We start from the raw sequence: 26,202 nt of genomic DNA on the forward strand, positions 1-26,202 counted from the left end.
TCCGGACGCGGGGACGCATCAGAATCCGACCTATCGGGCAGCTGCGCGCAGCATTGCGAGGCAAATTGGCGACATGCCCTCAGCAGACGATGTGGCGGCGCTGCTGGTCAACTAAAGGCTAAAGCTGCCAACGAGATTGACCAACCGCCGAGGACCGCACATTGGACTAGCCCAGCCCGCCGGTCAGCCCCCGAACCGCCTGCACTTCGTTCGGCCGATATGGCCGTCCGTCGGGTAGGAGCAGGTCGTGGAACCACAGTTTCGGCGGCGCGGTGTACGGGTGATTCCATGAGTCCCAGGGAAAATAGGTCTGGGTCTTGCCGGCCACGAAACCCCAGTTGAACGCACCAACGTTGTGCCGCTTGGCAATCGGCAGGATTGTGTCAATGGTGCTGCCCTGGGACCGGGCCATGTACTCGGTGCACAGGATCGGTCGCCCCATCGGCGCCAGTTCATTGATCTTGGATTCGAAGTCGGCGGGTTTGCCGTAGTTGTGGAAGGTGATCACGTCGGCGTTGTCGAGCTGGATGGCGCTGATTGCGCTGCGGCTTCCCGGGTCTCCCCAGGAGCCTTGCCACACACCGCTGGTCAGCGGCTGACCGGGATCAACCGCCCGCGCCCATCGGAATACCTGGGGAAGCAGGTCGGCGACATGCTGCAGCTTGTCTGCGCGCTCGACCTTGCGGTACTCCTTCGCGGGATTGTCGGGTTCGTTCCACAGGTCCCAACCCAAAACCCGGTCGTCATTGCGGAACTGGTTCAACACTCCGGTGACGTAGTCCTGCATAACCGGGACGTAGCGTGGGTCGCCGAGGCGTTCGGCGCCCGGACTCTGCACCCAGCCGGAGTTGTGCACTCCCGGTACCGGCGCGTGTTGCGGGCCGGACTTGGGCAGCGGGTCCCAACAGGAGTCGAACAAGACGAAGAGCGGTTTGATGTTATGGCGCGACGCGATACCGACGAACTGGCCCAGGCGGCTTTGAAAGCCCTGGCGGTCGGTGGCCCACAACTGGTCGTGCAGGAAAACCCGCATCGTGTTGAAACCGAGTGTGCGGGCCACGCCCAACTCGGCGTCGATGCGTTGCGGGTCAAAGGTTCCCGGCTGAAACATCTCCAGCTGATTGATGGCGGTTGACGGGATGTAGTTCGCGCCGACAAGCCAGCCCTGCGCGCGATACCAGGTGTTGGCGCGCTCGGCCGACCACCGCGCCGCTTCAGCAGAGGCGCGCGGCACTTGGGTCAGCGCCGCGCCTGCTGCCAGCAATACTGGCAACTTCAGGGCCGTTCGGCGGTTCACGAAGTGACACTAGATTTCCCTTGTCGCGCAGGCGGTTCGACGCGCCGATCGCAATGATTTGAGGTTGGGAATCGTGACCTGATCGTGATCTGGTGCTAGCGGAGCTTGCGGCCGTAGTTGTCCTTCACGCTCCCGGTGAACATCATGATCGCGTCGACGACGGCCCACACGACGCTGCCGATAAGGACCGGCAATGCGACTAGGCAGAACAGGCTGAAGACGAGTCCAAGGAGGCCGAGTAGCAGCTGCGCGACCGCGATCTGGGTCGAGTCGATGTAGAAGCGGCCGATTCCGAACACACCAAAGAAAAGCTGCAACAGCCCCGCCGTGGCACCGGACTTGTCCGACAGCGGAACGCCCGTGGCGGGATCGCGCCCGAACGGCGCTTGGGGATCAACGGGCATCCCCGGATACCCGGCGTAGCCGGGATACGGCTGCGGAGGCGGATAGCCGGGCGGCGGGTAGCCGGGTGGCGGAGGCGGGTAGCCGGGCGGCTGCCAACCCTCGGGCGGCGGGCCGGCGGGGAATCCGGGCGGGTTCGGCGTCGACATTGCCCTGAGTTAACCCTGCCGCGGCGGGTGCGTCCATTCGCTGCGGCCGTAGTTGTCCTTATTGCGCGGCCGTTCGCGAGCAACAATCTCGCATAGCGCTACTTTTAGAGACACACATAATTGCCTATTGCTACTATTGCATCCGACATTGTTTTGCTGACCCAGGAGTGCGCGGATGCAGTCCATGTCCTTCGACCCGGCGGTGGCCGTCGTCGGCACTCAGATCATCGGCAGCGCGATGCAGGCACTGCAGACCAGTGTCGCGGCGGAGCCTGCGGTGGTCGCGGTGGTTCCCGCCGGTGCCGAAGAGGTCTCGGCCCGGGCGGCAGCGGCGTTCGCGGCGGAGGCCACCCAGATGCTCGCTTTCCTCAACGCGGCGCACACCGAACTGGCGCGGACGGGCAACGCGCTGGTCGACATTGCCCGGGTCTACGCCGAGACCGACACCGCCGCGGCCGGCCGGCTGAGCGAGATCCGCCCCCAGGTCGGCTACCGGATCGCCGGGTAGCCGCACAAATACGGCAAATTCGCTGGGCGCAGTCGGTGATGTCTCTTCTCACTTCCCCCCGGCGGCGCGATACTAACGAGATGTCCGAAAGCAATGTGCTCGGCGGCCCGCTACAACCGTGCGGCACCGAGCCCCTCACCGGTTACTACCGCGACGGCTGTTGCACAAGCGGACCCGAGGATGTCGGCCGCCACACCATCTGCGCGGTGATGACCGCCGAGTTTCTCGAGCATCAACGTTCCATCGGCAACGACCTGCTGACGCCGGTGCCCGAGTACCGGTTTCCGGGCCTGCTACCCGGCGACCGCTGGTGTGTGACCGCCCTGAATTGGCTTCGGGCCCATCGGGATGGCTGTGCCGCGCCGGTGGTGTTGGCCTGCACCCACGAACGCACGCTTGAGGTCGTGCCGCTCGAGGCGTTGCTGGAACACCAAGTCGACGTTCCCGACGACCTGGCTAACTTGTAGGGCTCGCGATCTCCACCGCGTCTACCGTCCGTATCATGTTTCGATACTCGGTCGAGGAGGCGGTTGCATGGGCTCTGCGGGCCCCGACATCGCTGACATCGATTTCAACGACCTGACATCGCCGCAGCTGACCGATGTCCAGCGTCAGATTCTGGAATTCACCGAGGCCAAACAGGTCACCTTCGATGTCGACGGGATGCTCGCGGAGGCCGTCGAGCACGCGGGCGCCGACGATCTGGAGGACACCGACGGGTTCGGTGACCGGCTGACCGCCCACGTCGCCGCGATCGAAGCCGACGACGGCCTGCGACAGCTCTCTCGCTCGACCTTGCGGCAGCGGGTGGTTCGCTTGCTGCGAAACCGGTTGTCGCTCAACGAGCTCATCAAGCGCTATCCCGAGATCGAGTCGATTCCGATCGAGAAGCCCTTCGTCGTCGTCGGAATGCCACGATCCGGCACCACCCATCTGGTGAATCTCATTGCCGCGGACCCGCGCCGGCGCGCATTGCCGTATTGGGAGAGTCAGGAGCCGATACCCGCGCGCGGCGAGGGCCCCGACATCTACGGGGTTGACCCGCGCTATGCGCGCGCGAAGGCCGAACACGACGCCCTGATGGTCAGCGCTCCGGTGGTGGCCGCCATGCACGACCGGTTCCCCGAAGCGATCGAGGAGGAAGTCGAACTCCTCGATCTCGACCTGGCGGGCTACGTCTTGGAATGGCATGCCCGCGTGCCGGATTGGCGTGACTATTACCTCGCGCTCGACCAAACGCGGCACTACGCGTATCTGAAGAAGGTCTTGCAGGCGCTGACGTTTCTGCGCGGTCCGCAGACCTGGATCCTCAAGAGTCCCCAGCATTGTGAGCAGCTCGGTCCGCTGATGGCGACCTTTCCCGATGCGACGGTGGCGTTCACGCATCGCGATCCCGTCGCGGTCGTGCAGTCGGCGATCACGATGATGGCCTACTCGGATCGGCTGCGCCGGACCAGTATCGATCCGGAGTGGCTCCTGGACTACTGGACCGATCGGGTGCATCGACTGCTCAGCGCATGTGTCCGCGATCGCGAGCTGGTGCCGTCCGAGCGCAGCATCGACGTCAACTTCCACCAGCTCAATGGCAACGAATTGCCGTTGCTCGACGAGCTCTACCGGCGCGGCGGCGTCGAACTGACACCGAAGGTGCGCAAGCGGTTCGAGCACTACCTCGACGGCAACCCGCGCGGCAAACACGGGCGTATCCGCTACGACCTGCAACGGCACTTCGGCGTCTCCGCCGATGAACTGCGTGGGCGGTTCGACTTCTACTTCGACCGGTTCGACGTCCGCCCCGAATGAGGAGCATCGATGAGTGCCCAAGACTTTGAGCCGGTATACCGCAGCAGGCCGGGCGCCGACGGTCTGCGGCCGGCGGCTGCCGAACGCGCCGAGGAGATCGCACCCGGACTGTGGTGCTCGCCGGGCCTTTCGAACGCATACCTGCTGACCACTGGCGACGGCCGGGTGATCGTCAACACCGGCATGGGCTTCGAGGGTCCGGTGCATCGGGCCAACTTCGACGCCGTCGACGCCTCGCCGGTGCGCTACATCATCTTCACCCAGGGCCATGTGGACCACGTCGGCGGCCTGGACAGCCTTCGTGATCCGGAAACAACCGTTGTCGCCCAGGCGAACTGGACGCATTGGCGAGACGACAATGAGCGCCTCATCCCGTACCGCGCCAGCCGCAGCGCCTTTGCGTTCAAGGACACCCTGGCGACGGGTATCCAGGCCATTCAACGTCGTCTGGGCACCAAGCGGCTGCCCGCCCAGAGTGTTCCCTCCGTCGACGTGGACTTCGCGGACACGCTCGCTCTCGAAGTCGGCGGCCGGCGACTGGAGCTGATCTCCGTCCCGGGCGGCGAAACCACAGACTCGTTGGTCATCTGGCTGCCCGATGAGCGAATATGTCTGTGCGGAAACACCTTTGGTCCGATATTCGGACATATCCCCAACCTTGTCACGATGCGTGGCGATCGCTACCGTGACGCCCTGAGCGCGATCGAATCCGTCGAGCGGGTGCGCGACCTGCGGCCCGACCTCCTGGTGACCGGCCACTTCGAACCGATCGCGGGCGCCGACCGCATCCACCACGAGCTCACCCGGCTGCGCGACGCCATCGAGTACATTCACGACCAGACCGTTGCCGGGATGAACGCCGGAAAAGACGTCCAAACCCTGATGCGCGAGATCACCTTGCCCGCGGAATACGAAGTGGGCCAAGGCTATGGAAAGGTCTCCTGGGATGTACGCGCAGTCTGGGAGAACTACTCGGGCTGGTTCCACCACCGGTCGACCACCGAGCTGTATCCCATCGGGTTCGACGCCGTCGGCACCGACGTGGTGCAACTGGCCGGAGCCGATGCGCTCGTTGGGCGAGCACGGGCACACCTGGCCCAGAGCCGTCCCGTGCACGCCATCCACCTTGCCGAGCTCGTCAGCACCGCACAGCCCGATCATCCGGGGGCGCGCGAAGTGCTGCGGGAAGCCCATGAAAGTCTGCTGACTAGTACCACCAACTTCTGGGAAAGAGCTTGGCTCTCGCGGCAAATAGCCGGTAACTCGTGACGGCACGAGAAGGGACATCACTATGACGTTTGTGTTGCAGCCCAAGGACTTCTATCACACCGGCATCGTGGTGCCCGATCTCGACGCAGCGATGGCCCGGCTCAGCGCACTGGCCGGCTACCGGTGGATCACCCCGCTCAGCTATACGCTGCCCTTCCGCACGACGGAAGGGGTTCGCGACCTGACCTCGACGATCGTCTACTCCGTGCAGAGCCCGCACCTCGAACTGGTCCAGGAGGTTCCGGGAACGCCGTGGACCGCCGCGCCGGGCAATTCCGTGCACCACGTCGGCTATTTCACCGACAACCTCGCCGAGTCCGCGCGCGCGTTGGAGAGCAACGGCTTCACCTTCGAAATGACCGGAGAAATTCCGGACTCGGAGTTTGGGATGTTCGCCTACTACATCGACGCGTTCGGCACCCGCATCGAGATCGTTGACCGCGCACTGTTCCCCGACTTCGCCGCGTTCGTGGAGTCCATCGCCGCCCCGGGCCCCGACGGAGCCTGACATGGTCCTGACGGTGCTGCGCTTCAACTTCGCCTCGCCGCACGGAGAACCGCGCACCCAGAGCAGGCTCTTGTCCGCCGCGCTCGAATTGGTGCAATGGGGCGAATCCCATGGCATCACGTCGGTCAGCGTCGACGAGCACCACGCCACCGGCCATGGCTGGAGCTGCAACCCGATCATGGCCGCGGCGATGTTCCTGGCGCGCACCTCGACGATGATCGCCAGCGTGGATTGCGCGCTGGGGCCGTTGTGGAACCCGGTCCGGCTCGCCGAAGACATCGCGCTCGTCGACAACATGAGCCGCGGCCGACTGCACACCACGGTGGGCCTGGGCTACCGCACCGTCGAATACGACGCACTCGGAATGGATTTCAGCCAACGTGGCGCGCTGATGGACGACCTCGTCGAGCAGATGCTGGCGGTCTGGTCCGGCGTCGGGGCGGGAATCTGTACCGGTACCTGGACCCGGCCGCATCCGCCGTTGTACGTCGGCGGCGGGGCTCGCGCCACGGCGCGCCGGGCGGCGCGATTCGGACTGCCCCTCAGTCTGGCCGACCATCTGCCCGACATCGCCGCCTACTACCGCGAACTGTGCGCCGGCGCGGGCATCAAGCCGTTCATCCTGATGCCCGGGCCGATCAATCGCGGAATGATCTACCTGCACGAGGATCCCGAGCGGGCGTGGGCCGAACTCGGCGAGCACATCCTTTGGGAGGCGGTTACTTACGGTGAATGGTCAACCGACCAACGATCCCTGATGCACCTGCCCGGGGTCCGGACGCTGGACGAGGTCAGGGCGTCGGGGCGATACCGGTTCCTGACGCCCGACGAGCTGATCGCCGAAATCCGGGACGCCGACGATTATGGGCCTCTGGTGCTGCATCCGCTGGTCGGTGGCATGCCCGTCGACGAAGCGTGGAAATCGGTCCAGCTGCTGACCGACACTGTGCTCCCCGCGCTGCGCTGACGGTTGGCGGTAAATCGCCGAGCCTCTACGATTCGTTAGCATCAGCGCAGGCTGGCGGCAGGAGTTCAGATGATCCCTTACTCCGATGGCATTCCGGCACGACGGTTCCCGATCGTCAACGTCACGCTGATCGTCCTAAACTTCGCGGCCTTCCTGTTCTACGAATTACCGAACGGCGACGCGGCGGTCGATCGGGCATCCTTCTATCCGTGTGATGTCACCAGCGCATGCCACCTGGGCATCCCGTGGGGCGTTGGGTGGATCACCGCCATGTTTATGCATGCCGGTTGGGACCACATCCTCGGCAACATGCTGTTCCTGGTGATCTTCGGCAAAAACGTAGAGGACGCTTTCGGCCGGCTTGGCTATCTTGTCTTCTACTTCGCCGGCGGACTCGCCGCGATGATCTTGCAAACCGCGATGACCTTGCTCTTCGGAACGGCGTCGGATGCGCGGATACCGACGTTGGGTGCCAGTGGCGCGATCGCGGCCGTGCTGGGCGCCTACATCGTGCTTTATCCCGACTCGCGCATCCTCACTTTCGTGGGGTGGTTCCCGATCGGCATCCCGGCGTGGATTTTCCTCGGCGGCTGGTTCCTGTACCAGTTCTTCGAGGGCAACGCGGCGCTGATCCACCCCGCCGACGCGGGTGGCAGTGGGGTCGCGTTCTTTGCCCACGTTGGCGGCTTCGTCTTTGGTGTGCTCGTGGCGGTAGCTCTCACGCGTACTGGACGAATCGCGGCCCGCAGTCCGGGATAGGCTGCCACCCAGCGCTTTTCAGGGCACCGTCGTCGCGTACAGCCACGCCTCCCATAACGGCCGTAGCGACTCGTCCGAGTAGTTGGCCGCCAGGCCGGTGAAGTCGTCGGTAATTGCGACGCCGTGACGATGCCGCGACGTCCAATCCTTGAGCAGCGCAAAGAATTTGTCGCTGCCCAGCCGTCCGCGCAGCGCGTGCAGGGTCAACGCGCCGCGTTTGTATACGCGGTCGTCGAACATATCGCGTGCTCCGGGATCGGTCAGTAACAGGTCTTGTGGCTTGGCCCGCAGCTGCGTGTGGTGCAGCCGCGCGAGGTCGTCGGCGCTGGGGCCGCCGCTGCGCTCGGACCACAACCACTCCGCGTAGCACGCGAACCCTTCGTGCAGCCAGATATCGCGCCACTGGCCCGCGGTCACCGAGTTGCCGAACCACTGATGTGCCAGTTCGTGGGCGATCAGCCGCTCGCTGGACCGGGTTCCGTCGCAATGGTTCGCCCCGAAGATCGAAATGCCTTGGGCTTCAAGGGGTATCTCCAGCGGGTCGTCGGTGACGACGACGGTGTACCCGGTGGCCAGCGGATACGGCCCGAACAGCTCGATGAACAACTTCATCATCTCGGGTTGGCGGGCGAAGTCGTGATCGAAGTCGCGGCGCAACCGGGAGGGCAGCGCGGCCTGTATCGGTACCGGGGCACGGACCAGCCGCCGCATCTCGTAGCTGCCGATCTGCAGGGTGATCAGGTAGGTCGACGTCGGCTCGCGCTGTTCATAGGTCCACACGGTCCGTGACGCGCGGGCCCGACGGGAGAGCAGCTGCCCGTTGGCGATCACCCGGTACCGGCTTTCGGTGCTGACCTGGATGTGAAACGCGGCTTTGGCGCTGGGATGGTCGTTGCAGGGAAACCACGACGCGGCGCCGTTGGGTTGTCCCGCAACCAGCACGCCGTCGGTCAGTTCCTCGAAACCGACATCGCCCCACAGCGAACGAAGCGGCCGCGGCGAACCGCCGTATCGCACCACGATCGACAACGCCGCCCCAGTCGGGAACTTCGAGGGCAGCCGGATGCGTAATTTACCGCCACGACAAGAGAATTGGTCCACGCGCTTGCCGTTCACCGAGACCTTCGACACCGTCAACGCGCTCGCCAGATCGAGGGTGAATTGCTGCAACTCGGTCAGCGTGACGGCGGTGATCGTGGCCGAACCGGACAGCCGGTTCAACGAGACCTTGTAGTCCAGATCCAACTCGTACCGGGATACCTGGTAACCGGCGTTGCCGTTTTTCGGCAGGTACTCGTCGATCACATCGGGTGGCGGCGCCTTCTTGGCGGAAGCCTTCACGCCGCCGTGTCCTCGGCGCCACGCCCGGATGCATCCTTGCGCGCCTTCTTGCGGCGGGGATTCCACGGCCTGATCGGATTGCCTTGCCAGCGTGTCGATCCCGGCACCTCATCGCCCCGCACCACCAGGGACGCGGGTCCCACTGTCGCGCCGGCGCCGAGTCGGGCGGCGGGCAGCGCAACGCAATGCGGGCCCAGCGTCGCGCCGGGCTCGAGCACTACGCTGTCCATGCGCATGATCCGGTCGTGAAACAGATGTGTCTGCACCACGCAGCCGCGGTTGACGGTGGCGCCGTCGCCCAGGGTGACAAGATCGGCCTCAGGGAGCCAATAGGATTCACACCAGACGCCGCGCCCGATCCGGGCGCCCAGCGCGCGCAGCCACAGATTCAGAACGGGTGTACCGCTGGCCGCCCGGGCGAACCAGGGCGCGGCGACGGTCTCGACGAACGTATCGGCGAGTTCGTTGCGCCAGACGAACGACGACCAGAGCGGAGATTCGCTGGCCCGGATCCGGCCGACCAGAAGCCATTTCGCGACGATCGTGATTGCGCCGGCGACGGCGCCCGCCGCCAGCAGCACCAGCCCGCCGCCCAACGCCGCCCACCAGATGCCGAATATCCGTGCCAGCGCTTGCAATCCACCGAGCACGGCGAGTCCGATCGCGACCGACACGATCACCGGCAGCAACCGGAACGTTTCCACCAACGCCCGCATTGCCTTCAGTCGTTGCGGCGGGTCGTATGTGGTCGCCGCGTCGGCCTCGGCGGGGCGACGGCGCAGCCGCATCGGCGGGCTACCCAGCCACGACGAGCCACGTTTGGCCTTGGGCGGCGTGGCCGACAACACCGCCACCAGTCCGTCGTCGGGGACGCGTCGGCCGGGCTGGGTAATGCCGGAATTGCCGAGGAACGCGCGCCTGCCGACGGTCGTCGTTGCCGCGTAGATCCAGCCGCCGCCCAGCTCGTAGGACGCCACCATCGTGTCGTCGGCCAGGAACGCGCCGTCCTCGATCACGGTGAACTTCGGTGTCAGCAACACCGTCGAAATCTCGGTGCCCTGGCCGACTTTGGCGCCCAGCAGCCGTAGCCACATCGGTGTCAGCAGGCTGGCATAGAGCGGGAACAGATAGTTGCGCGCGGCGTCCATCAGGCGCTCGGTAGCCCACAGCTGCCACCCGGCGCGGCTGCGCACCGGGTGATAGCCCTCGCGCAGCCCGAGCGACAACACCCGCACCGCGAGCACGGTCAGCAGTGCGTACACCGCGAGTGTGGCCAGCGTCGCAACCGGTGTCCACAGCAGCGCCGGGACCACGGCCTGCGACAGGCGATGGGTGTGCCGCACCCCAACCCCGATCACCGCGAGGCCGCTCGCCACCGCGACCAGCGGCAGCGCCCCCAGCAGTACCGACGTCAGCCCGTACATCGCCACCCAGTGCGTGCGGCGCGCAGGCCGTTCGTCCGGCCACGGGTGGTTGACCCGGCCGGACTTCACCGCCGGCGAGCCCTTCCAGTACTGGCCGTTTTTGATCTTGTCCAGCACGCCCGCGCCCGGTGCCACGTCGGCGTTCTTGCCGACAACGGCGCCGGGCAGCAACGTGCTGCGGGCGCCCACCGTCGCGTCGTTGCCGATCGTGATCTCGCCGACGTGGAACGCGTCCCCGTCGATCCAGTGACCGCTCAGGTCGACCTCGGGTTCGATCGCGCAGCGGTGACCGAGGGTGAGCAACCCGGTGATGGGTGGCAGCGAATGCAGGTCGACCCCCTTGCCGATGTCGGCGCCGAGGGCGCGGCCGTAGTACACCAGCCACGGCGCCCCGGACAGGTTGTGGGCGCCGCCGGCCTCGGCGAGCCGTTCGGTGAACCAGATCCGCAGGTGCACCGACCCGCCGCGGCGATAGGTGCCCGGGCGCACTTTCGACAGCAGTATCCGCGCGCACAGCACCGCGATGCCCATCCGGCCCAACGGCGTGACGAACAAGACGAACGCCACCGCGATCAGCCACCAGTTCACCGCGACGGTCCACGGCACCACATGCAGGGCGCGGGCGACATTGTTGCCGAGCGCCAGCCACGTCAACCACGGCAGCGCCGATAGCGTCGCCAATGGCACGGCCAGCACGGTCTGCGCGAACCGTGTCAGCCACGGCGTCGGCCGGACGGTACGTTCGGTGACCTCCGGCGGCGCCTCGAGTTCGTCGAGGAACCCGGCGAGCGAGCCCAGCCGGGGGTGGTCGTACAGATCGGCAACCGTGACCTGCGGGTACTGCTGGCGCAGCGCGGCGACAAGTTGCGCGGCGGCCAGCGAGCCGCCGCCCAGCGCGAAGAAGTCGACCTCGGTGGTGTCGATCGCGGCCCCGAGCAAGTCCCGCCACAACCCGGCCAGCCAGCCGGTCGTGCCGCCCAGATCCACCGCTTCGTCCGACTCGCCGCCCGGCGGTGGCCACGGCAGCGCGTCGCGGTCGACCTTGCCCGATGTGCGGGTGGGCAGCTCGTCGACCCGGACCAGCCGCGGGACTAGCGAGGCCGGCAGCTGCGCGGCGAGCCGGGCGCGCGCCTCGCCGAGGTCGAACTCCGGATCTGCGCTGACCAGATAGCCGACCAATACCGGTGTGCCGGTGGCGGTGTGGCGCACCGCGGCCGCCCCGCCGCTGACCCCGGGCAGGTGCACCAGCGCCGAGTCGACCTCGCCCAGCTCGATTCGCCGGCCGCCGACCTTGACCTGGTCGTCGCTGCGGCCGCAGAAATACAGCCCGTCGCGTTCCAGCCGGACCAGATCGCCGCTGCGATAGGCGCGCGCCCAGCCCAACGACGGCATCGCGGCGTACTTCTCGGCGTCCTTGTCCTTGTCCAGATAGCGGGCCAGCCCGACGCCGCCGATCACCAGTTCGCCCACGTCGCCGTAGACGACCGGTAGGCAGTCAGCATCGACGACGGCCAGGTCCCAGCCGGGCAGCGGCAGGCCGATGCTGATCGGCCCGGTGCCGCCGAGTCTCGCCGCGCACGCGACCACCGTGGCCTCGGTCGGGCCGTAGGTGTTCCACACTTCCCGGCCGTCGACGGCGAGCCGCTCGACCAGCTCCGGCGGACAGGCCTCACCGCCAAAGATCAACAGCCGCACCGCTTCCAGCGCCTCGCTGGGCCACAGCGCAGCCAGCGCCGGCACCGTCGAAACCACCGTCACGTCGCGGGTGACCAGCCAGGGACCGAGGTCCATCCCGCTGCGCACCAGCGAGCGCGGTGCGGGAACCAGGCAGGCACCGTGGCGCCAGGCCAGCCACATTTCCTCGCACGACGCATCGAAGGCCACCGACAGCCCGGCCAGCACCCGATCGCCGGGCCCAATCGGGTTGTCTTGCAAGAACATCTGCGCCTCGGCGTCGACGAACGCGGCGGCGCTGCGGTGAGTCACTGCGACACCCTTTGGCGTGCCGGTCGATCCGGAGGTGAAGATGATCCAGGCGTCGTCGCGGCCCAGCGGCGCGGTGGCCCGCCAGCCGCGCGATAAGCCGACACCCCGGAGCAGGCCCGCCTCGGTGATGACGCCCACGACGCCGGCCTCACCGAACACCAACTCGGCGCGTTCGTCGGGATCGTCGGCGTCGACCGGCACGTAGGCCGCGCCAGTGGCCAGTGTCGACAGGATCGCGACGTACAGCGCATAGCTGCCCGACGGCATCCGGATCCCGATCCGGTCGCCGCGCCCGATGCCCCGGGCGGCCAACCACTGCACGCTGGCCTCGATGTCGCCGATCAGTTCGTTGTAGGTGAGCTGGACGGTGCCGTCGTCGATGGCCGTCGCATCCGGGTAGCGCGCGGCGGTCTCATAGAGGATGTCGATCAGCGTGCGCGGGCTCGGTGCGGCAGGCGACAGCGTGTACTGCGCTGGGACTCGTGCTGGAACAGGGGCTATCGCCACCCCACGAAAATACTCAAATCCTGGCGCCGCGCCGGCAAGCGCTTGCGGCGTGTGGGGGCTGGTTGCGTCTCAGGCAGGGCGGCGCTGCTCGAGCCAGTCGGCCAGCGAGCGTCCGGCGTCAAGGACATGGCGTTCGGCGATCGTGCGGGACCGTTCCACGTCCTTGTCACCAAGCGCGTCGAGCAGCTCCTGATGGTCGTCCAGCGAAAGTTTCTCGTGGTCGGGAAACAGGGTGAGGAAGTTGCTCGGCACCACCCGGGCGGCCTGTTTGATCTGCGTCAGCAGCCGCGGCGAGTGTGCGGCGCGATGGATTTTCTGGTGGAAATGCCAGTTGGCCTCGCCGATGCTGTCGTCACCGGAGCGCGCCACCACATCCGCGGCGAGCTCGCGCAGCATGTCGAGCTCTCCCGGTTCGATGCGGTGGGCCGCCCAGGCGGCGGCCTGTCCGGTGAGGACGCCGAGGATGGTGAAGCTGTCCATCACATCGGTGGGGCTGATGCCGATCACGGTGACGCCGCTGCGGGGCGCGACCTGCACCAAACCTTCGTAGGAGAGTTCGAGCAGGGCCTCGCGGACCGGGGTCCGGCTGGTTGCGAACTCCTCGGTGATGGCGTCGAGGTCGATCCGCGCGCCGGCGGGCAAAGCGCCGGTCAGGATGCGGTCCCTGAGCTCGCGGGCGGCCCGCTCGCGCACCGTGCCGGAGATGTCGATCGCTGCCATCCGGGAATGCTACCAAATGCCGCATCTCACATTTGATATCTGAAATATCAGATGTTAGGTTTCGACTATGGCTGATCCACGACACGACAAGATGGCCCTCGTTGCTTTCATGCAGGCGGGCAGCACCTCGGTGTACGCGGGCTCGTGGCGGCACCCCGCGACCGAACACGGCTACCTCGACGCCTCTTACTACGCCAAGATCGGCCGCCAGCTCGAAGAAGGCTGCTTTGACCTGATGTTCTTCGACGATCGCCTGGCGATGCCGGGCGTCTATGGCGGATCGGTGGCTGAAGCGGTGCACTACGGCGCGCGGCCGGTCAAGCTGGACCTCAGCGTCGTGCTTGGCGTGCTGGCCGAGGCGACGTCGCGCATCGGACTGGGCGCGACCTACTCGACCACCTATTACCAGCCGTTCCACGTCGCCCGGACCTTTGCGACACTCGATCACCTGTCCGCCGGTCGGGCCGCCTGGAACGTGGTCACGTCGGTCAACGACAGCGAAGCACAGAACTTCGGGGTCAATGCCCATCTCGGTCATGACGAACGCTACGACCGGGCCGACGAGTTCATGGACGTGGTGGCCGGTCTCTGGGATACCTGGGAGGACGACGCGGTCCTGCACGACCGATCGTCCGGTCAGTATGGTGACCCCGCCAAGGTGCACGAGCTAGGCCACGTCGGACAGTACTTCTCCGCCCGTGGACCGCTGACCGTGCCCCGCACCCCCCAGGGCAGGCCGGTCATCATCCAGGCGGGCTCGTCGGGTCGCGGCCGTGAATTCGCTTCGCGCTGGGCCGAATTGATCTTCACCGGGGACCCGGGCATCGAGGTCGCGCGCAGCCACTACGCCGACCAGAAAGAACGCATTGCCGAGGCGGGGCGCGATCCTGCCTCGGTGCGGATCTGCCCGATGGCCTACGCTGTGGTGGGCGAGTCCGAGGCCCACGCCAAGGAGCGCGAAGCTCTGTTCCTCAACGATCTGGTTCACCCCATGGCATCACTGACACTGTTGTCGGAGTTGATGAATTACGACTTCGCGCAACACGATCTGGACGATCCCGTCACCGACGAGTTGATCGCATCCGTCTCCGGAATTCGGGGACTGGTCCAGAACCTGCGCACCCACATCGGTGGTGACACCGTGACCGTCCGCGATCTGGCCGGCCATCGCGCGACCCTGCTGCAGGGTCCCCGCTTCGTCGGTACCGGCGAGCAGGTCGCCGACCAGATGGCGGACTGGTTCGAAAGCCGCGCCTGCGACGGTTTCGTGCTGGCGGCAACGCATCTGCCCGGGGCATTCGAAGACGTCGTGCGGATGGTCGTTCCGGAGCTACAACGACGCGGGCTGTTCCGCACCGAGTACGAGTCCTCGACATTGCGGGGACACCTTGGGCTGCAACGGCCCTCGAACGCACACGTGGGTGCCGGTGCGAATGCTTGACGGTGTGCGAGTGCTCGACCTCGCGACTTTGGCGGCCGCGCCGCTGGTCGCGACCTACCTGGGCGAGTTCGGTGCCGACGTGATCAAGGTCGAAGACCCCCGCCATGGTGATCCGATCCGCGGCTGGGGCAACCAGCGCGAGGACGTCGGGCTGATGTGGAAATCCTTGTCGCGCAACAAGAGAGCGATCACACTGGATCTGCGCTGCGCCGAAGGTCAGGCGATGGTGCGCCGCCTGGTCGAGCATGCCGACGTCGTCATCTTCAACACCCGACCGCAGACGTTGCGCAAATGGGGCCTGGATTACGAGAACTTGCGCGCGGTCAACGACCGGATCGTGATGCTGCACATCACGGGATACGGGCTGACCGGGCCGAAGAGCGAACGCCCGGGTTTCGGCACGCTCGGCGAGGCGATGAGCGGGTTCGCGCACATCACCGGGCAGGCCGGCGGGCCACCCACGCTGCCGCCGTTCATGTTGGCCGACGGCGTCGCCTCGTTGAACGCCACCTACGCGGTCATGATGGCGCTGTACCACCGCGACGTGCACGGTGCGCCCGGCCAGCTGATCGACGTCAACCTGATCGACCCGCTGGCGCGGCTGCTGGAACAGACGCTGTTGGGCTATGACCAATTGGGCTTGGTGCCCGAACGTGCCGGCAATCGGTGGGATATCTCGGCGCCGCGCAACACCTACCGCACCTCCGACGGACGCTGGCTGGCCATGTCCGGCAGCTCACCTGCCCTGGCGTTGCGGGTGTTTCGCGCAATCGGCCGAGACGACCTGCTGTCCGACCCCGACTTCTCCGACCCGCAGCGGCGGCTGGCCCGGGCCCGGGAGGTCGACGCCGTGGTCGCGGATTGGGTTGCCACCAAGACTCTTTCGGAAGCGATGGAGACATTCGAAGCCCACGAGGTCGCCGCGGCCCCCGTCTACGACATCCGTGATCTGGTCGCCGACGAGCAGCTGAGGCATCGCGAGGTGTTCATCTCGGTCTCCGACGATCAGCTCGGGCAGATGACGGTGCAGGCCCCGGTCCCGCGTTTCTCGTCGGCCGCCGGAACGGTCGAGCGTCTAGGACCACGTCTCGGAGAACACAACGCCGAAGTTTATGGCGAGCTACTCGGCTTGACTCCCAACGAGATTGACGATCTGCGCGCCCGCGGCGTGCTGTGACAGAAGGAAACTCTCACCCGTGACTGGTCTGCTCCGCCGTTCCGAACTCGCGGTGCCCGCGAGCAACGACAACATGTTCGAGAAGGGCGCCAAGTGTGGCGCGGATTTGGTGTTCCTCGACCTCGAGGACGCGGTGCCCCCGGCGTTCAAGGAGGAATCGCGCGTCAAGGCGATCGGCGCGCTCAACGACATCGACTGGGGGCGCACGGCACGCGCCATCCGGATCAACGGTCTGGACACGCAGTGGTGCCACGACGATGTCATCGATGTCGTCACCAAGGCCGGCGAGAACCTCGACACCATCATCATCCCGAAAGCCCGCACGGCCCGTGACGTCTGGTGGGTGGACGTGCTGCTCACCCAGCTCGAGTCGAAACTTGGTCTGAGCAACCAGATTCGGCTTGAGGTACTGATCGAAGAAGTCGAGGGCCTCGCCAACGCCGAGGAGATCGCGGCGGCCAGCCCTCGCCTGGACGCCTTGATCTTCGGGGTCGGCGACTTCTCGCTGTCGCAGGGTGCGCGGGTGGACACCAACTTCGTCCCGCTCGGCGAATACCCCGGCGAATTCTGGGCTTACGCGCGGAACAAGGTGATCGTCGCGGCGCGGATCGCCGGCATTGACGCGATTGACGCGCCGTATCCCGACTACCGGGATCTATCGGGTTACGAGCGGGACGCGCGGCGCGCGTCTCTGCTCGGCTACACCGGCAAGTGGGCCATCCATCCCGACCAGGTGCCCGTCGCCAACGGGGTTTACGCGCCGACCGCCGATGAGATTGCCCGGGCCGAAGCCAATGTCGCCGCCTACCGGGAGGCCGAGGCCAAGGGGCGTGGCGCGGTCGGAGTCAACGGCGTGCTGGTCGACGCCGCGCACGTGAAGCAGGCCGAGCAGACGTTAGCTCGTGCCGCGCTGATCGACGGGAGTGGCTAGACGCGAAATCAGCGGTTGTCTGATTGAGGGCGTCCAGACCGGGGTAACCCGATGATTACCAATTCAACTGACGCCCAATAGAAGGGGGCTCGACGTGATTGTCTTAGGCATCATTCTCGTTGTTATCGGTTATTTTGCTGCCATCCCGATTCTGGAAACGCTCGGTGGCATCCTTGTGCTGGTCGGTGTGGTCTTGTGGATCCTCGGCGCGGTCGGGCGTCCGGTGGGCGGCCGTAAGGTGTGGTTTTAAGGGCTAGCGCGACGGCCATCGTGTCGAGTGTGCGTCCAGGGCGCTCGGGCTGCACAAACCCTGCCTTGGATGCACTCTCGGAGCCGTGCGGCACAGGCTTTTTCGATGCATTGCCGGCGGTGGGGTGGCGACGTAGGATTTTGCAGTCGTAGCTGGTTTACGTAACACCCTGTCGATCAAGGGACGTGAGCAACCGATGGCCAAGATCCTGTTCGTCGTCACCGCAACGAGTTACTGGACGCTCAACGACGGCACTCGGCACCCGACCGGTTACTGGGCCGAAGAATTCGCGGCTCCCTATGACGCGCTGAGCCGGGCAGGCCATCAAATCGTGGTGGCCACGCCCGGCGGCACGGTGCCGTACGTCGATGTGATGAGCCTGCGCCCGTCGATGGCCGGCAGCGTAGAGATCGCGGAAAAACTCGAAGGAATTCTGCGCTCGGCCGAACAGCTGCGCGCGCCAATCCAACTCGCCAACGCCCGCCTGGACGATTATGACGCCGTCTATTACCCCGGTGGCCACGGTCCGATGGAAGACCTATGGCGCGACGCCGACTCCGGCCGGCTACTCGTTGCCGCCCTTGCGTCGGGCAAGCCGCTGGCGATCGTCTGCCACGCACCGGCCGCGATCCTGGCCACCCGCCGCGACGGCGCCTCGCCCTTCGCGGGCTATCGGGTCACCGCCTTCACCAACGACGAAGAGGACGGCGTCGGACTCCGCGAGAAAGCGCCCTGGACGGTCGAGGACGAACTGGTCAAGTTAGGCATCGACTTCGTCCGCGGCGAGATGTGGAAGCCGTTCACGGTGGCGGACCGCAATCTCTACACCGGTCAGAACCCCGCCTCGGCCGGGCCGCTGGCGGAAAAGGTCCTCGAAGTATTGCGCTGATCGACGGCAACCCATAGGCGACTTTCGAATCTTGCGAACGAGTTGCCGAGTCGCGGACAGATAGAGAAGGATCATCCCGGCGTAGATCGTGGGCCCCATGATCTACCACGGCGTGGGCCCTCCGGCGCAATGCTTGGGAGGAGTGTGGCTTGTGAGTGGTTGGCTCGTGAGCAACGTCCCGTCGTGGCTGCTCTTGGTCGGACTCAACGTCCTCATCGCAGGCGGAGCGGTGCTGGCCCTGAAATATGTGAGGCAGCGGTTCCCCGGGGCCAGGGGGGACGAGCGCAGCGAGGTGACACAGTTCGCCTTCATGTTGGTCGGCTTCGTGTACGCGTTCTTCACCGGCTTCATCGTTACCGCGATGTGGGGGCAGGACAATACTGCCGATGACGACATGCGGGTCGAGGGCGCGACCGCCGTGCAGATGGCCAGCGACCTCACCGTGTTCGACAAACCCGACGGCGACCGAATCCGCGCGGCGCTGCTGGACTATGAACGCGCGGCGGTAACAGAGTGGCCGCTGGTCGCACACGGTGGTGCCTACCCTGCGGCCGGTCAAGCGCTGCTGCATCTCCGCTCCGCATACGACCAAGTTCAGCCGCGCACCGATACCCAAAAGACTTATCTCGCCACCTCTTTCGATTCCCTTCACAAGATCAGTCAGGCACGTACCGAACGAACGATCCGGGCCCGCACTGACAACGGCATGCCCTGGTCGATGTGGACAGTCTTCTTCCTGACCAGCGGGCTGGTACTCGGCGGCGCTTTGGTTTACGGCGTCGAGAAGCCTGCCATTCACTACGCGTTGGTCGCGACCGTGGGCGTGCTGCTAGCCACCGATGGGTTCCTCGTCGTGGAACTTGCCCACCCGTACCTCGGCGACACTGCGACGTCTTCGGAGTCACTGGGCGCGGCTATCCAATCCCTGTCGGCGCCCCCTGCGTAGAGTCAGCTGATCGGGGCCGGGCACGGGATGGAGATGCCGAGACGTCGGGCGGTCCGGGACAGCATCCGGGCCGAGGAATGAGGACGGATGTCAAACTGGCTGCGGGACTTCGCGACAGATGTCAACTCGCAACGTTCGCTGTCGGGGCGCGCTCGTGGCCGACGGTGGCAGCACTTGATCACCTGCTTTCCGTCCTTCTCGGAAATGCGGGTGTTGGATCTGGGCGGAACGCCGGAATCGTGGCAGCTGGCGCCGGTGCAGCCGCGGGCCGTGACCACGGTGAACTTGATGCCCGCCGAATCCGAGACCCCCGGCGTGACCGCGATCCAGGGCAATGCGTGCGACCTCCCAAGTTCGGTCGCGAATGACCGCTTCGACCTGGTGTTTTCCAATTCGCTGCTCGAACATGTCGGCGGCCATGTGCAGCGCCAGCGGTTGGCGGACTACGTCCACACGCTCGCCGACCGGCACTGGGTGCAGACCCCATACCGCTACTTCCCGGTCGAACCGCACTGGCTCTTTCCCGGCATGCAATGGCTGCCGTACGAAGCGCGTATCCAGGTGTCGCTGCGGTGGAACCGCGGCCACATCAGAACCCACACCCGCGCCGAGGCGCAGGAGCAGGTCGACGAGATCGACTTGGTCGGCATCTCGCAGATGCGAACCTACTTCCCGTCATCGGTCATCTGGTACGAGCGATTCGCCGGGTTGGTCAAGTCATTGGTCGCGATCCAAACCTGACGTTCAGCCGTTCACCCGGCTCTCCCGGGGCGGCAGTATCAACTACTTGTGATTAGCGGTTCAAGGATATAGCGTCGGCCCGACGGAGTCCTACGGACAGGAGCGATCATGCCTCGATTTCCCAAGCCGTCGGAGGGAAGCTGGACGCAGCATTACCCCGAACTGGGCACTGCGCCGGTGTCCTATGAGGACTCCATCAACCCGCAGATCCATGAGCTCGAGCGGGACGCGATCTTCAAGCGTGCCTGGCTGAATGTTGGCCGCGTAGACCAGGTTCCGCGTAAGGGCAGCTACTTCACCAAAGAGCTCAAGGTCGTCAACACCTCAATCATCTTGGTGCGCACGGGATCTGGCGAGGTGAAGGCGTATCACAACATCTGCCGGCATCGCGGCAACAAGCTGGTGTGGAACGACATGCCGCTCGAGGAGACCAGCGGTGTGTGCCGCCAGTTCACCTGCAAGTACCACGCCTGGCGGTACGACCTGGACGGCAATCTGACCTTCGTGCAGCAGGAGGAAGAGTTCTTCGATCTCGACAAGAGCCGCTACGGGCTGGTGTCGGTGCACTGCGAGGTCTGGGAGGGCTTCATCTTCGTCAACTTCGCCAAGAAGCCCGAGCAGTCGTTGCGAGAGTTTCTGGGGCCGATGGTGACCGATCTGGAGGGGTACCCGTTCGACAAGCTGAGTTCGCGGTTTTACTACCGATCCGAGGTGAAGGCGAACTGGAAGCTCTACATGGACGCGTTCCAGGAGTTCTATCACGCCCCGGTACTGCACGCGAACCAGTCGCCGACCGCGTATTCAAAGGCGGCCGCCGAGGCCGGCTTCGAGGCCCCGCACTATCGCCTGGACGGGCCGCACCGGTTGGTCAGCACATCGGGGGTGCGGGCGTGGGAGATGCCGGACGAGATGCGCAAGCCGATCGACGACATCTGCCAGAGCGGGCTGTTCGGGCCGTGGGCGAAGCCGGATCTGGGGCCGATGCCGGTGGGCCTGAACCCCGCGAAATGTGAGCCGTGGGGCCTGGATTCGTTCCAGCTGTTCCCCAACTTCGTCATCCTCTTCTGGGGCCAGGGCTGGTATCTGACCTACCACTATTGGCCGACGTCCTACAACAGCCACATCTTCGAGGGGACGTTGTACTTCCCGCAGCCCCGCACGCCGCGCGACCGGGTCGCCCAGGAACTGGCGGCGGTGACGTTCAAGGAATTCGGTCTGCAGGACGCCAATACGCTGGAAGCGACGCAAAGCATGATCGAGTCGCGGGTGATCGACAGGTTCCTGCTCAACGACCAGGAGATCCTGCTGCGTCACCTGCACAAGGAGACCGCGGCCTGGATCGACGAGTATCAGCGGACGACCTCGGCGGGAGTGTGAGGTCGATGTCTCCTTTGCTGCCAACCGAATTCGCCGATCTCGAGGCCTTTGCCCAGTGGTGTCTGCCCACCGAACCGCAGCGCTACGCCAAGAGGCTGGCCAGCTCGATGACCGAGATGAAGGCGTTCTACGACGCGATCACCCCCCGTGCCGAGGAAGCGCTCGCCTACTGCGACAAGTTCCCGCTCGACGACCTGCCGGAAGATGTTCTCAACCTGATGCACCTGCTGTATTCGATGATCATGGTGTCGTTTCCGGTGGAGTGCTGGAAGCAGCCGCGCGTGCCCGACTCCGGGGCCGCGGCGCTGGACTGCGTGTCTGAGCCCGTTCCATGACCGAGGCGACCGTCCTGCGGGCTGCCCGCTGGGCTGACGTCGACTCCGGTCAGATCCACTCGCCGGCCGTCGTGGTGATCGACGGCAACCGCATCACTGCGATCAATCCCGAAGGGCCACTGCCAGATTCGGCTACCCTAGTCGACCTCGGGGACGTCACGCTGTTGCCGGGCCTGATGGACATGGAACTCAACCTGCTCATCGGCGGCCCCGGTGGGCCCGAGGGCTTGCCCTCCCCGATGCACGGCGTTCAAGACGACCCCGCCTATCGGACATTGCGGGGCGCCGTGAATGCGCGCACCACTCTGGAGGCCGGGTTCACCACGGTGCGCAACCTGGGGCTGATGGTCAAGACCGGCGGCTATCTGCTCGACGTCGCGCTGCAGCGCGCCATCGATCAAGGCTGGCACACCGGTCCGCGCATCTATCCCGCCGGTCACGCCGTGACACCCTACGGCGGACATCTCGACCCCACGGTGTTCCAGCGGCTGGCACCGGGAGTCATGCCGTTGTCGGTCGCCGAGGGCATCGCCAACGGTGTGCCCGACGTAATCGCGTGTGTCCGCTACCAGATTCGCCACGGCGCCAAGCTGATCAAGGTGTCGGCGTCGGGCGGGGTCATGTCGCACAGCACCGCCCCGGGCGCCCAGCAGTATTCCGACGCGGAATTCGCCGCCATCGCCGACGAGGCCCACCGCGCCGGGGTGCGAGTGGCCGCCCACGCTGTCGGCGACTCGGCGATCCGAGCGTGCATTCGCGCCGGGATCGACTGCATCGAACATGGATTTTTGGCCACCGACGAGACGATTCAGATGATGGTCGATCACGGCACTTTCCTGGTCTCCACGACGTATCTGACCGAGGCGATGGCAATCGACCGGATCGCGCCGGAGCTGCGGAAAAAGGCGGAGGAGGTATTTCCGCGCGCAAAAGCGATGCTGCCCAAGGCGATTGCCGCCGGTGTCCGCATCGCGTGCGGCTCGGACGCACCGGCGATTCCGCACGGCCAGAACGCCAAGGAAATCCGTGCCCTGGTGGACCGCGGCATGACGCCCATGCAAGCGATCAGGGCCGCTACGGTCGTGGCCGCCGAACTCATCGAGGCCGACCATGAGCTGGGCCGCCTCGCCCCCGGCTACCTTGCCGACATCATCGCGGTGCCAGGAGATCCTTCGCGCGACATCGCCCGCACACTTGAGGTTTCCTTTGTGATGAAGGACGGCCAGATCTACAAGACGGCCGCGAGTTGAGGAGAGACAGAATGGAACTCACCGAAAACATTCTGTGGCTGCTCAAGCAGGCCTTCTACTTCTCACTGACCACCGTTAACGACGCAATCAGCGCGCACGGTGTGAGCACGGCGCAGATCGGTGTGCTGCGTCAGCTCTCCAACGAACCCGGACTGTCCGGTGCCGACCTGGCTCGGCGGCTGCTGATCAGCCCGCAAGGGGTGCAACTGGCTCTGACGGCACTCGAGCGACGCGGCCTGGTGCAGCGACAGCAAGACCCGCAGCACAAACGCATTTTGAAGGCGTACCTGACCGATCAGGGGCGAGAGGTGGTGGCCGAGGTGCTCGAAGACGCCGTGGCCGCTCACGACAAGGTGTTCGGCGTCCTCAGCACCGAGGAGCAGGAGACGCTGCGCGAATTGCTGGGCCGGGTCGTGGAAAAGGGCACCGGGCACGAGCTCACCGAGCGCAACATATCCAGTACTTGAGATGAATAGCAAGTACTTGATACTCTGCCTTCATGCAGGTCTCCCGGGCGCCGTCGTATGCCGGACCTGCCGACGCCGGTGTCCCCACCGAAAAGGTGACCATCGAGCTGGATCGGTCCACCACCACGGTGGCCTACTCGGCAGGCGACACCTTGCTGCAGACCGCGCGCATGGCGGGCCTGTCTCCGCCGTCCTCCTGCGAAGTCGGTTCCTGCGGAACATGTATGGCCCGGCTGACCGAGGGATGCGCCCGGATGCTCAATAACGATGCGCTCGAAGACGACGAGGTGGCGCAGGGCTGGGTGCTGACCTGTCAGGCCATCCCGACCAGTCCCACGGTGCGGGTGGTTTACGAGTGAACAGGGTTGCGGTGGTGACCGGTGGCGCCTCGGGCATGGGTGAGGCGACCTGTCACGAGCTGGGCCGGCGCGGCCTGAACGTCGCCGTCCTCGATATCAATGAGCAAGCGGCGCAACGTGTTACCGACGATCTGCGCGCGGCCGGGACAACGGCCATCGGTATCGGCGCCGACGTCACCGACCGGGCCGCTATCGAGCAGGCGTTCGCCAAAGTTCGCAGCGAGTTGGGGCCGGTGTCGGTGCTGGTGACCAGCGCGGGGATGTTCGGGTTTGCTCCGTTCGCCGAGATCACCCCGGAGTCCTGGTCGAAGATCGTCGACGTCAACCTGACCGGCACTTTTCATTGCTGCCAGGTCGCGCTGCCGGATATGGTCGCCGCCAAGTGGGGCCGGATCGTGATGATTTCGTCGTCCAGCGCCCAGCGGGGGTCACCGTTTGCCGCGCACTACGCGGCGTCCAAGGGTGCGGTCATCACCCTCACCAAGTCGCTGGCCCGCGAGTACGCCCCACACGGGATTACCGTGAACAACATTCCGCCCTCGGGCATCGAAACGCCGATGCAGCACCAGGCGCAGGCCGCGGGATACCTGAAATCCAACGAGGAGATCGCCAGCAATATCCCGTTGGGACATTTGGGTACCGGAGCCGACATCGCCGCGGCGGTCGGGTTTTTGGTCTCGGAGGAGGCCGGCTTCATCACCGGCCAGGTGTTGGGTGTCAACGGTGGAGCGGTGATGTGACGGTGGATCTTAAAAGCCCTAAGGCACAAGGAGGTTCAGATGACGCGAGAGGGTAGGCCCCCGGAGGGCTCCTGGACCGAGCACTATCCCGAACTGGGCACCGGCGACATCTCGTTCGCCGACTCCACCTCGAAAGAGTTCTTCGAAGCCGAGCGCGAAGCCGTCTTCAAACGGGCGTGGCTCAACGTGGCCCGCGTCGAGGAGCTGCCGCGTATCGGCAGCTACGTCACCAAGGAAATCGAGGTTGCCCGGGTTTCGGTCATCCTGGTCAAGGGGCGTGACGAACACATTCGGGCCTTCTACAACGTCTGCCGTCACCGCGGAAACAAGTTGGTGTGGAACGACTTCCCCAACGAGCCGACCCGGGGAACGTGTCGTCAGTTCACTTGCAAGTACCACGGCTGGCGCTACGATCTCGACGGCGCGCTGAAGTTCGTCCAGCAGGAATCGGAGTTCTTCGACCTCGACGTGGCCGACTATGGACTGAGTCCGGTGCACTGCGACATCTGGAATGGCTTCATTTTCATCAACTTTGATGCCGAGCCGCGGCAGAGTCTGCGCGAGTTCCTGGGCCCGATGGTGACCGGCCTGGACGGATACCCCTTCGACAAGTTGACCGAGCGCTACGAATGGGTCGCGCACAACAACAGCAACTGGAAGATTTTCGCCGACGCGTTCCAGGAGTATTACCACGTGCCGTCGCTGCACCCACAACAGGTGCCACCGGACGTGCGCGACCCCAAAGCCGGATTCACTTGCGGCCATTTTCAACTGGACGGGCCGCACCGCTTGGTGTCGACGGCGGGTCGGCGCCGCTGGCTACTGCCCCAGGAGTTCATGTATCCGATCGAGCGGGCCACCCAGAGTGGGCTCGTCGGCCCCTGGCGCACTCCGGACATCGGCGAACTACCCGCCGGGCTCAACCCGGGCGGCATCGAGCCGTGGGGAATCAGCAACTTCCAGATCTTCCCCAACACCGAGATATTGATCTACGGCGGCTGGTACCTGCTGTACCGGTACTGGCCCACCTCCCACAACACCCACCGGTTCGAGGCCTACACGTACTTCCACCCGGCCCGCAGCGTGCGGGAGCGCATCGAACACGAAGTCGCCGCAGTGGTTCTCAAGGAGTTCGCGCTGCAAGACGCGGGCATGCTCGGCGGCACGCAGGCCGCGCTGGAGTACGGCATCGTCGACGAGTTTCCGCTCAACGACCAGGAGATCCTGGTGCGCCATCTGCACAAGACCGTCGTGGACTGGGTCGAGGCCTACCGCCGGGAAAAAGCCCCGGCGCCGGTGGGAGTGTGACCATGCCGGATACCTTGCTGCCCACCGGATTCGCCGAGCTGGAAGGCTACGCGCAAATCTGGTGCCTGGCCACCGAAACCGAACGCTGGAACGCCCGGATGGCCAGCACCATGACCGAAATGCACAAGTTCTACGACGCATTCTTCCCGCGACTCGAAGAAGCCATCGACTACTGCGACAAGTTCACGCTCGACGACTTGCCCGACGATGCGCGGCACCTGCTGTACATGATCTATTCGCTGATCATGGTCGCGATGGCCGTGGAGGTCATGCACCAGCCCATCCCGACGGACGCGGCGGACGCGGTGATGATCCGCACCGGTGAGCCCATTCCTTAACCGCGGCAGCTAA

Annotated in this window: 26 protein-coding genes and 1 pseudogene; 22 read left to right on the forward strand and 5 right to left on the reverse strand. The window is 65.5% G+C overall.

Annotation, left to right across the window (positions count from 1 at the left end; genetic code table 11):
* Positions 1-166: 166 nt before the first annotated feature.
* Together LMQ14_RS01125 and LMQ14_RS01130 are read right to left on the reverse strand one after the other, a co-directional pair.
* Complete coding sequence (locus LMQ14_RS01125) at positions 167-1,297, reverse strand: cellulase family glycosylhydrolase (protein WP_267733044.1); 1,131 nt, start codon at positions 1,295-1,297, stop codon at positions 167-169.
* A 95-nt stretch (positions 1,298-1,392) separates the two neighbouring features.
* Entirely contained in the window at positions 1,393-1,848 is a 456-nt protein-coding gene (locus LMQ14_RS01130; RefSeq protein WP_267733045.1) for a TM2 domain-containing protein, read from the reverse strand.
* Positions 1,849-2,023: 175 nt separating this feature from the next.
* Between LMQ14_RS01130 and LMQ14_RS01135 the strand changes: the two genes are divergently transcribed.
* From LMQ14_RS01135 to LMQ14_RS01165, 7 genes are all read left to right on the forward strand, one after another.
* Complete coding sequence (locus LMQ14_RS01135; RefSeq protein WP_324291094.1) at positions 2,024-2,356, forward strand: PE domain-containing protein; 333 nt, start codon at positions 2,024-2,026, stop codon at positions 2,354-2,356.
* A gap of 80 nt (positions 2,357-2,436) precedes the next feature.
* Positions 2,437-2,823 (forward strand): DUF2237 family protein, encoded by a 387-nt coding sequence (locus LMQ14_RS01140; protein WP_267733046.1) that lies wholly within the window; start codon positions 2,437-2,439, stop codon positions 2,821-2,823.
* 67 nt (positions 2,824-2,890) lie between these two features.
* Positions 2,891-4,159 carry a sulfotransferase family protein gene (locus LMQ14_RS01145; protein WP_267733047.1) on the forward strand — a complete coding sequence of 423 codons (1,269 nt, stop codon included), beginning with the start codon at positions 2,891-2,893 and terminating at the stop codon, positions 4,157-4,159.
* Positions 4,160-4,168: 9 nt separating this feature from the next.
* Positions 4,169-5,428 carry an MBL fold metallo-hydrolase gene (locus LMQ14_RS01150; protein ID WP_267733048.1) on the forward strand — a complete coding sequence of 420 codons (1,260 nt, stop codon included), beginning with the start codon at positions 4,169-4,171 and terminating at the stop codon, positions 5,426-5,428.
* 22 nt (positions 5,429-5,450) lie between these two features.
* Positions 5,451-5,936 carry a VOC family protein gene (locus LMQ14_RS01155; protein ID WP_267733049.1) on the forward strand — a complete coding sequence of 162 codons (486 nt, stop codon included), beginning with the start codon at positions 5,451-5,453 and terminating at the stop codon, positions 5,934-5,936.
* Between the two features lies 1 nt (position 5,937).
* Complete coding sequence (locus tag LMQ14_RS01160) at positions 5,938-6,903, forward strand: LLM class flavin-dependent oxidoreductase (protein ID WP_267733050.1); 966 nt, start codon at positions 5,938-5,940, stop codon at positions 6,901-6,903.
* Positions 6,904-6,972: 69 nt separating this feature from the next.
* Positions 6,973-7,662, forward strand: coding sequence for a rhomboid family intramembrane serine protease (locus LMQ14_RS01165; RefSeq protein ID WP_267733051.1), 690 nt, complete (start codon positions 6,973-6,975; stop codon positions 7,660-7,662).
* A gap of 18 nt (positions 7,663-7,680) precedes the next feature.
* Here the strand turns inward: LMQ14_RS01165 and LMQ14_RS01170 are convergent, their stop codons facing one another.
* The 3 genes from LMQ14_RS01170 to LMQ14_RS01180 all read right to left on the reverse strand — a co-directional run bounded on the left by LMQ14_RS01170 (position 7,681) and on the right by LMQ14_RS01180 (position 13,640).
* On the reverse strand, positions 7,681-9,003 hold the full coding sequence (locus LMQ14_RS01170; protein WP_267733052.1) for a M1 family metallopeptidase: 1,323 nt from the start codon (positions 9,001-9,003) through the stop codon (positions 7,681-7,683).
* Positions 9,000-12,920, reverse strand: a complete 3,921-nt coding sequence (locus LMQ14_RS01175) for a Pls/PosA family non-ribosomal peptide synthetase (protein WP_267733053.1) — start codon at positions 12,918-12,920, stop codon at positions 9,000-9,002. Before LMQ14_RS01175 ends, LMQ14_RS01170 begins: the two co-directional genes overlap by 4 nt.
* A gap of 69 nt (positions 12,921-12,989) precedes the next feature.
* A complete protein-coding gene (locus tag LMQ14_RS01180; RefSeq protein WP_267733054.1) occupies positions 12,990-13,640 on the reverse strand; it encodes a GntR family transcriptional regulator in 651 nt (216 codons plus the stop codon).
* A 67-nt stretch (positions 13,641-13,707) separates the two neighbouring features.
* Here LMQ14_RS01180 and LMQ14_RS01185 point away from each other — a divergent pair, with 67 nt between their 5' ends.
* The 15 genes and pseudogenes from LMQ14_RS01185 to LMQ14_RS01255 all read left to right on the forward strand — a co-directional run bounded on the left by LMQ14_RS01185 (position 13,708) and on the right by LMQ14_RS01255 (position 26,189).
* Positions 13,708-15,081 carry an LLM class flavin-dependent oxidoreductase gene (locus LMQ14_RS01185; RefSeq protein ID WP_267733055.1) on the forward strand — a complete coding sequence of 458 codons (1,374 nt, stop codon included), beginning with the start codon at positions 13,708-13,710 and terminating at the stop codon, positions 15,079-15,081.
* Positions 15,074-16,258 carry a CaiB/BaiF CoA transferase family protein gene (locus tag LMQ14_RS01190; RefSeq protein ID WP_267733056.1) on the forward strand — a complete coding sequence of 395 codons (1,185 nt, stop codon included), beginning with the start codon at positions 15,074-15,076 and terminating at the stop codon, positions 16,256-16,258. Before LMQ14_RS01185 ends, LMQ14_RS01190 begins: the two co-directional genes overlap by 8 nt.
* A gap of 19 nt (positions 16,259-16,277) precedes the next feature.
* Positions 16,278-17,189, forward strand: coding sequence for an HpcH/HpaI aldolase/citrate lyase family protein (locus tag LMQ14_RS01195; RefSeq protein ID WP_267733057.1), 912 nt, complete (start codon positions 16,278-16,280; stop codon positions 17,187-17,189).
* A 94-nt stretch (positions 17,190-17,283) separates the two neighbouring features.
* Positions 17,284-17,439, forward strand: a complete 156-nt coding sequence (locus LMQ14_RS01200) for a hypothetical protein (RefSeq protein ID WP_267733058.1) — start codon at positions 17,284-17,286, stop codon at positions 17,437-17,439.
* A 196-nt stretch (positions 17,440-17,635) separates the two neighbouring features.
* Entirely contained in the window at positions 17,636-18,328 is a 693-nt protein-coding gene (locus LMQ14_RS01205; RefSeq protein WP_267733059.1) for a type 1 glutamine amidotransferase domain-containing protein, read from the forward strand.
* Between the two features lie 151 nt (positions 18,329-18,479).
* Positions 18,480-19,274, forward strand: a complete 795-nt coding sequence (locus LMQ14_RS01210; RefSeq protein WP_267733060.1) for a hypothetical protein — start codon at positions 18,480-18,482, stop codon at positions 19,272-19,274.
* 87 nt (positions 19,275-19,361) lie between these two features.
* Positions 19,362-20,015 (forward strand): class I SAM-dependent methyltransferase, encoded by a 654-nt coding sequence (locus tag LMQ14_RS01215; protein ID WP_267733061.1) that lies wholly within the window; start codon positions 19,362-19,364, stop codon positions 20,013-20,015.
* 108 nt (positions 20,016-20,123) lie between these two features.
* A complete protein-coding gene (locus tag LMQ14_RS01220) occupies positions 20,124-21,392 on the forward strand; it encodes an aromatic ring-hydroxylating oxygenase subunit alpha (protein ID WP_267733062.1) in 1,269 nt (422 codons plus the stop codon).
* Between the two features lie 5 nt (positions 21,393-21,397).
* The gene (locus LMQ14_RS01225) at positions 21,398-21,727 is read left to right on the forward strand and encodes a hypothetical protein (protein WP_420714591.1); all 330 of its coding nucleotides are present in this window, start codon (positions 21,398-21,400) and stop codon (positions 21,725-21,727) included.
* The gene (locus LMQ14_RS01230) at positions 21,724-22,977 is read left to right on the forward strand and encodes a metal-dependent hydrolase family protein (RefSeq protein WP_267733064.1); all 1,254 of its coding nucleotides are present in this window, start codon (positions 21,724-21,726) and stop codon (positions 22,975-22,977) included. Before LMQ14_RS01225 ends, LMQ14_RS01230 begins: the two co-directional genes overlap by 4 nt.
* 11 nt (positions 22,978-22,988) lie before the next feature.
* Positions 22,989-23,444: a MarR family winged helix-turn-helix transcriptional regulator gene (locus LMQ14_RS01235; RefSeq protein WP_267733065.1), complete on the forward strand. Its 456-nt coding sequence runs from the start codon at positions 22,989-22,991 to the stop codon at positions 23,442-23,444.
* Between the two features lie 59 nt (positions 23,445-23,503).
* A pseudogene (locus LMQ14_RS01240) lies at positions 23,504-23,803 on the forward strand (2Fe-2S iron-sulfur cluster-binding protein); the annotation flags it as partial.
* Positions 23,804-23,838: 35 nt separating this feature from the next.
* Complete coding sequence (locus LMQ14_RS01245) at positions 23,839-24,543, forward strand: SDR family NAD(P)-dependent oxidoreductase (protein WP_267735729.1); 705 nt, start codon at positions 23,839-23,841, stop codon at positions 24,541-24,543.
* A gap of 39 nt (positions 24,544-24,582) precedes the next feature.
* Positions 24,583-25,851, forward strand: coding sequence for an aromatic ring-hydroxylating oxygenase subunit alpha (locus tag LMQ14_RS01250; RefSeq protein ID WP_267733066.1), 1,269 nt, complete (start codon positions 24,583-24,585; stop codon positions 25,849-25,851).
* A 2-nt stretch (positions 25,852-25,853) separates the two neighbouring features.
* Positions 25,854-26,189 (forward strand): hypothetical protein, encoded by a 336-nt coding sequence (locus tag LMQ14_RS01255; RefSeq protein ID WP_420714592.1) that lies wholly within the window; start codon positions 25,854-25,856, stop codon positions 26,187-26,189.
* Positions 26,190-26,202 lie beyond the last annotated feature (13 nt).

This window comes from Mycobacterium sp. Aquia_213, from assembly GCF_026625985.1.
GTDB lineage: Bacteria > Actinomycetota > Actinomycetes > Mycobacteriales > Mycobacteriaceae > Mycobacterium.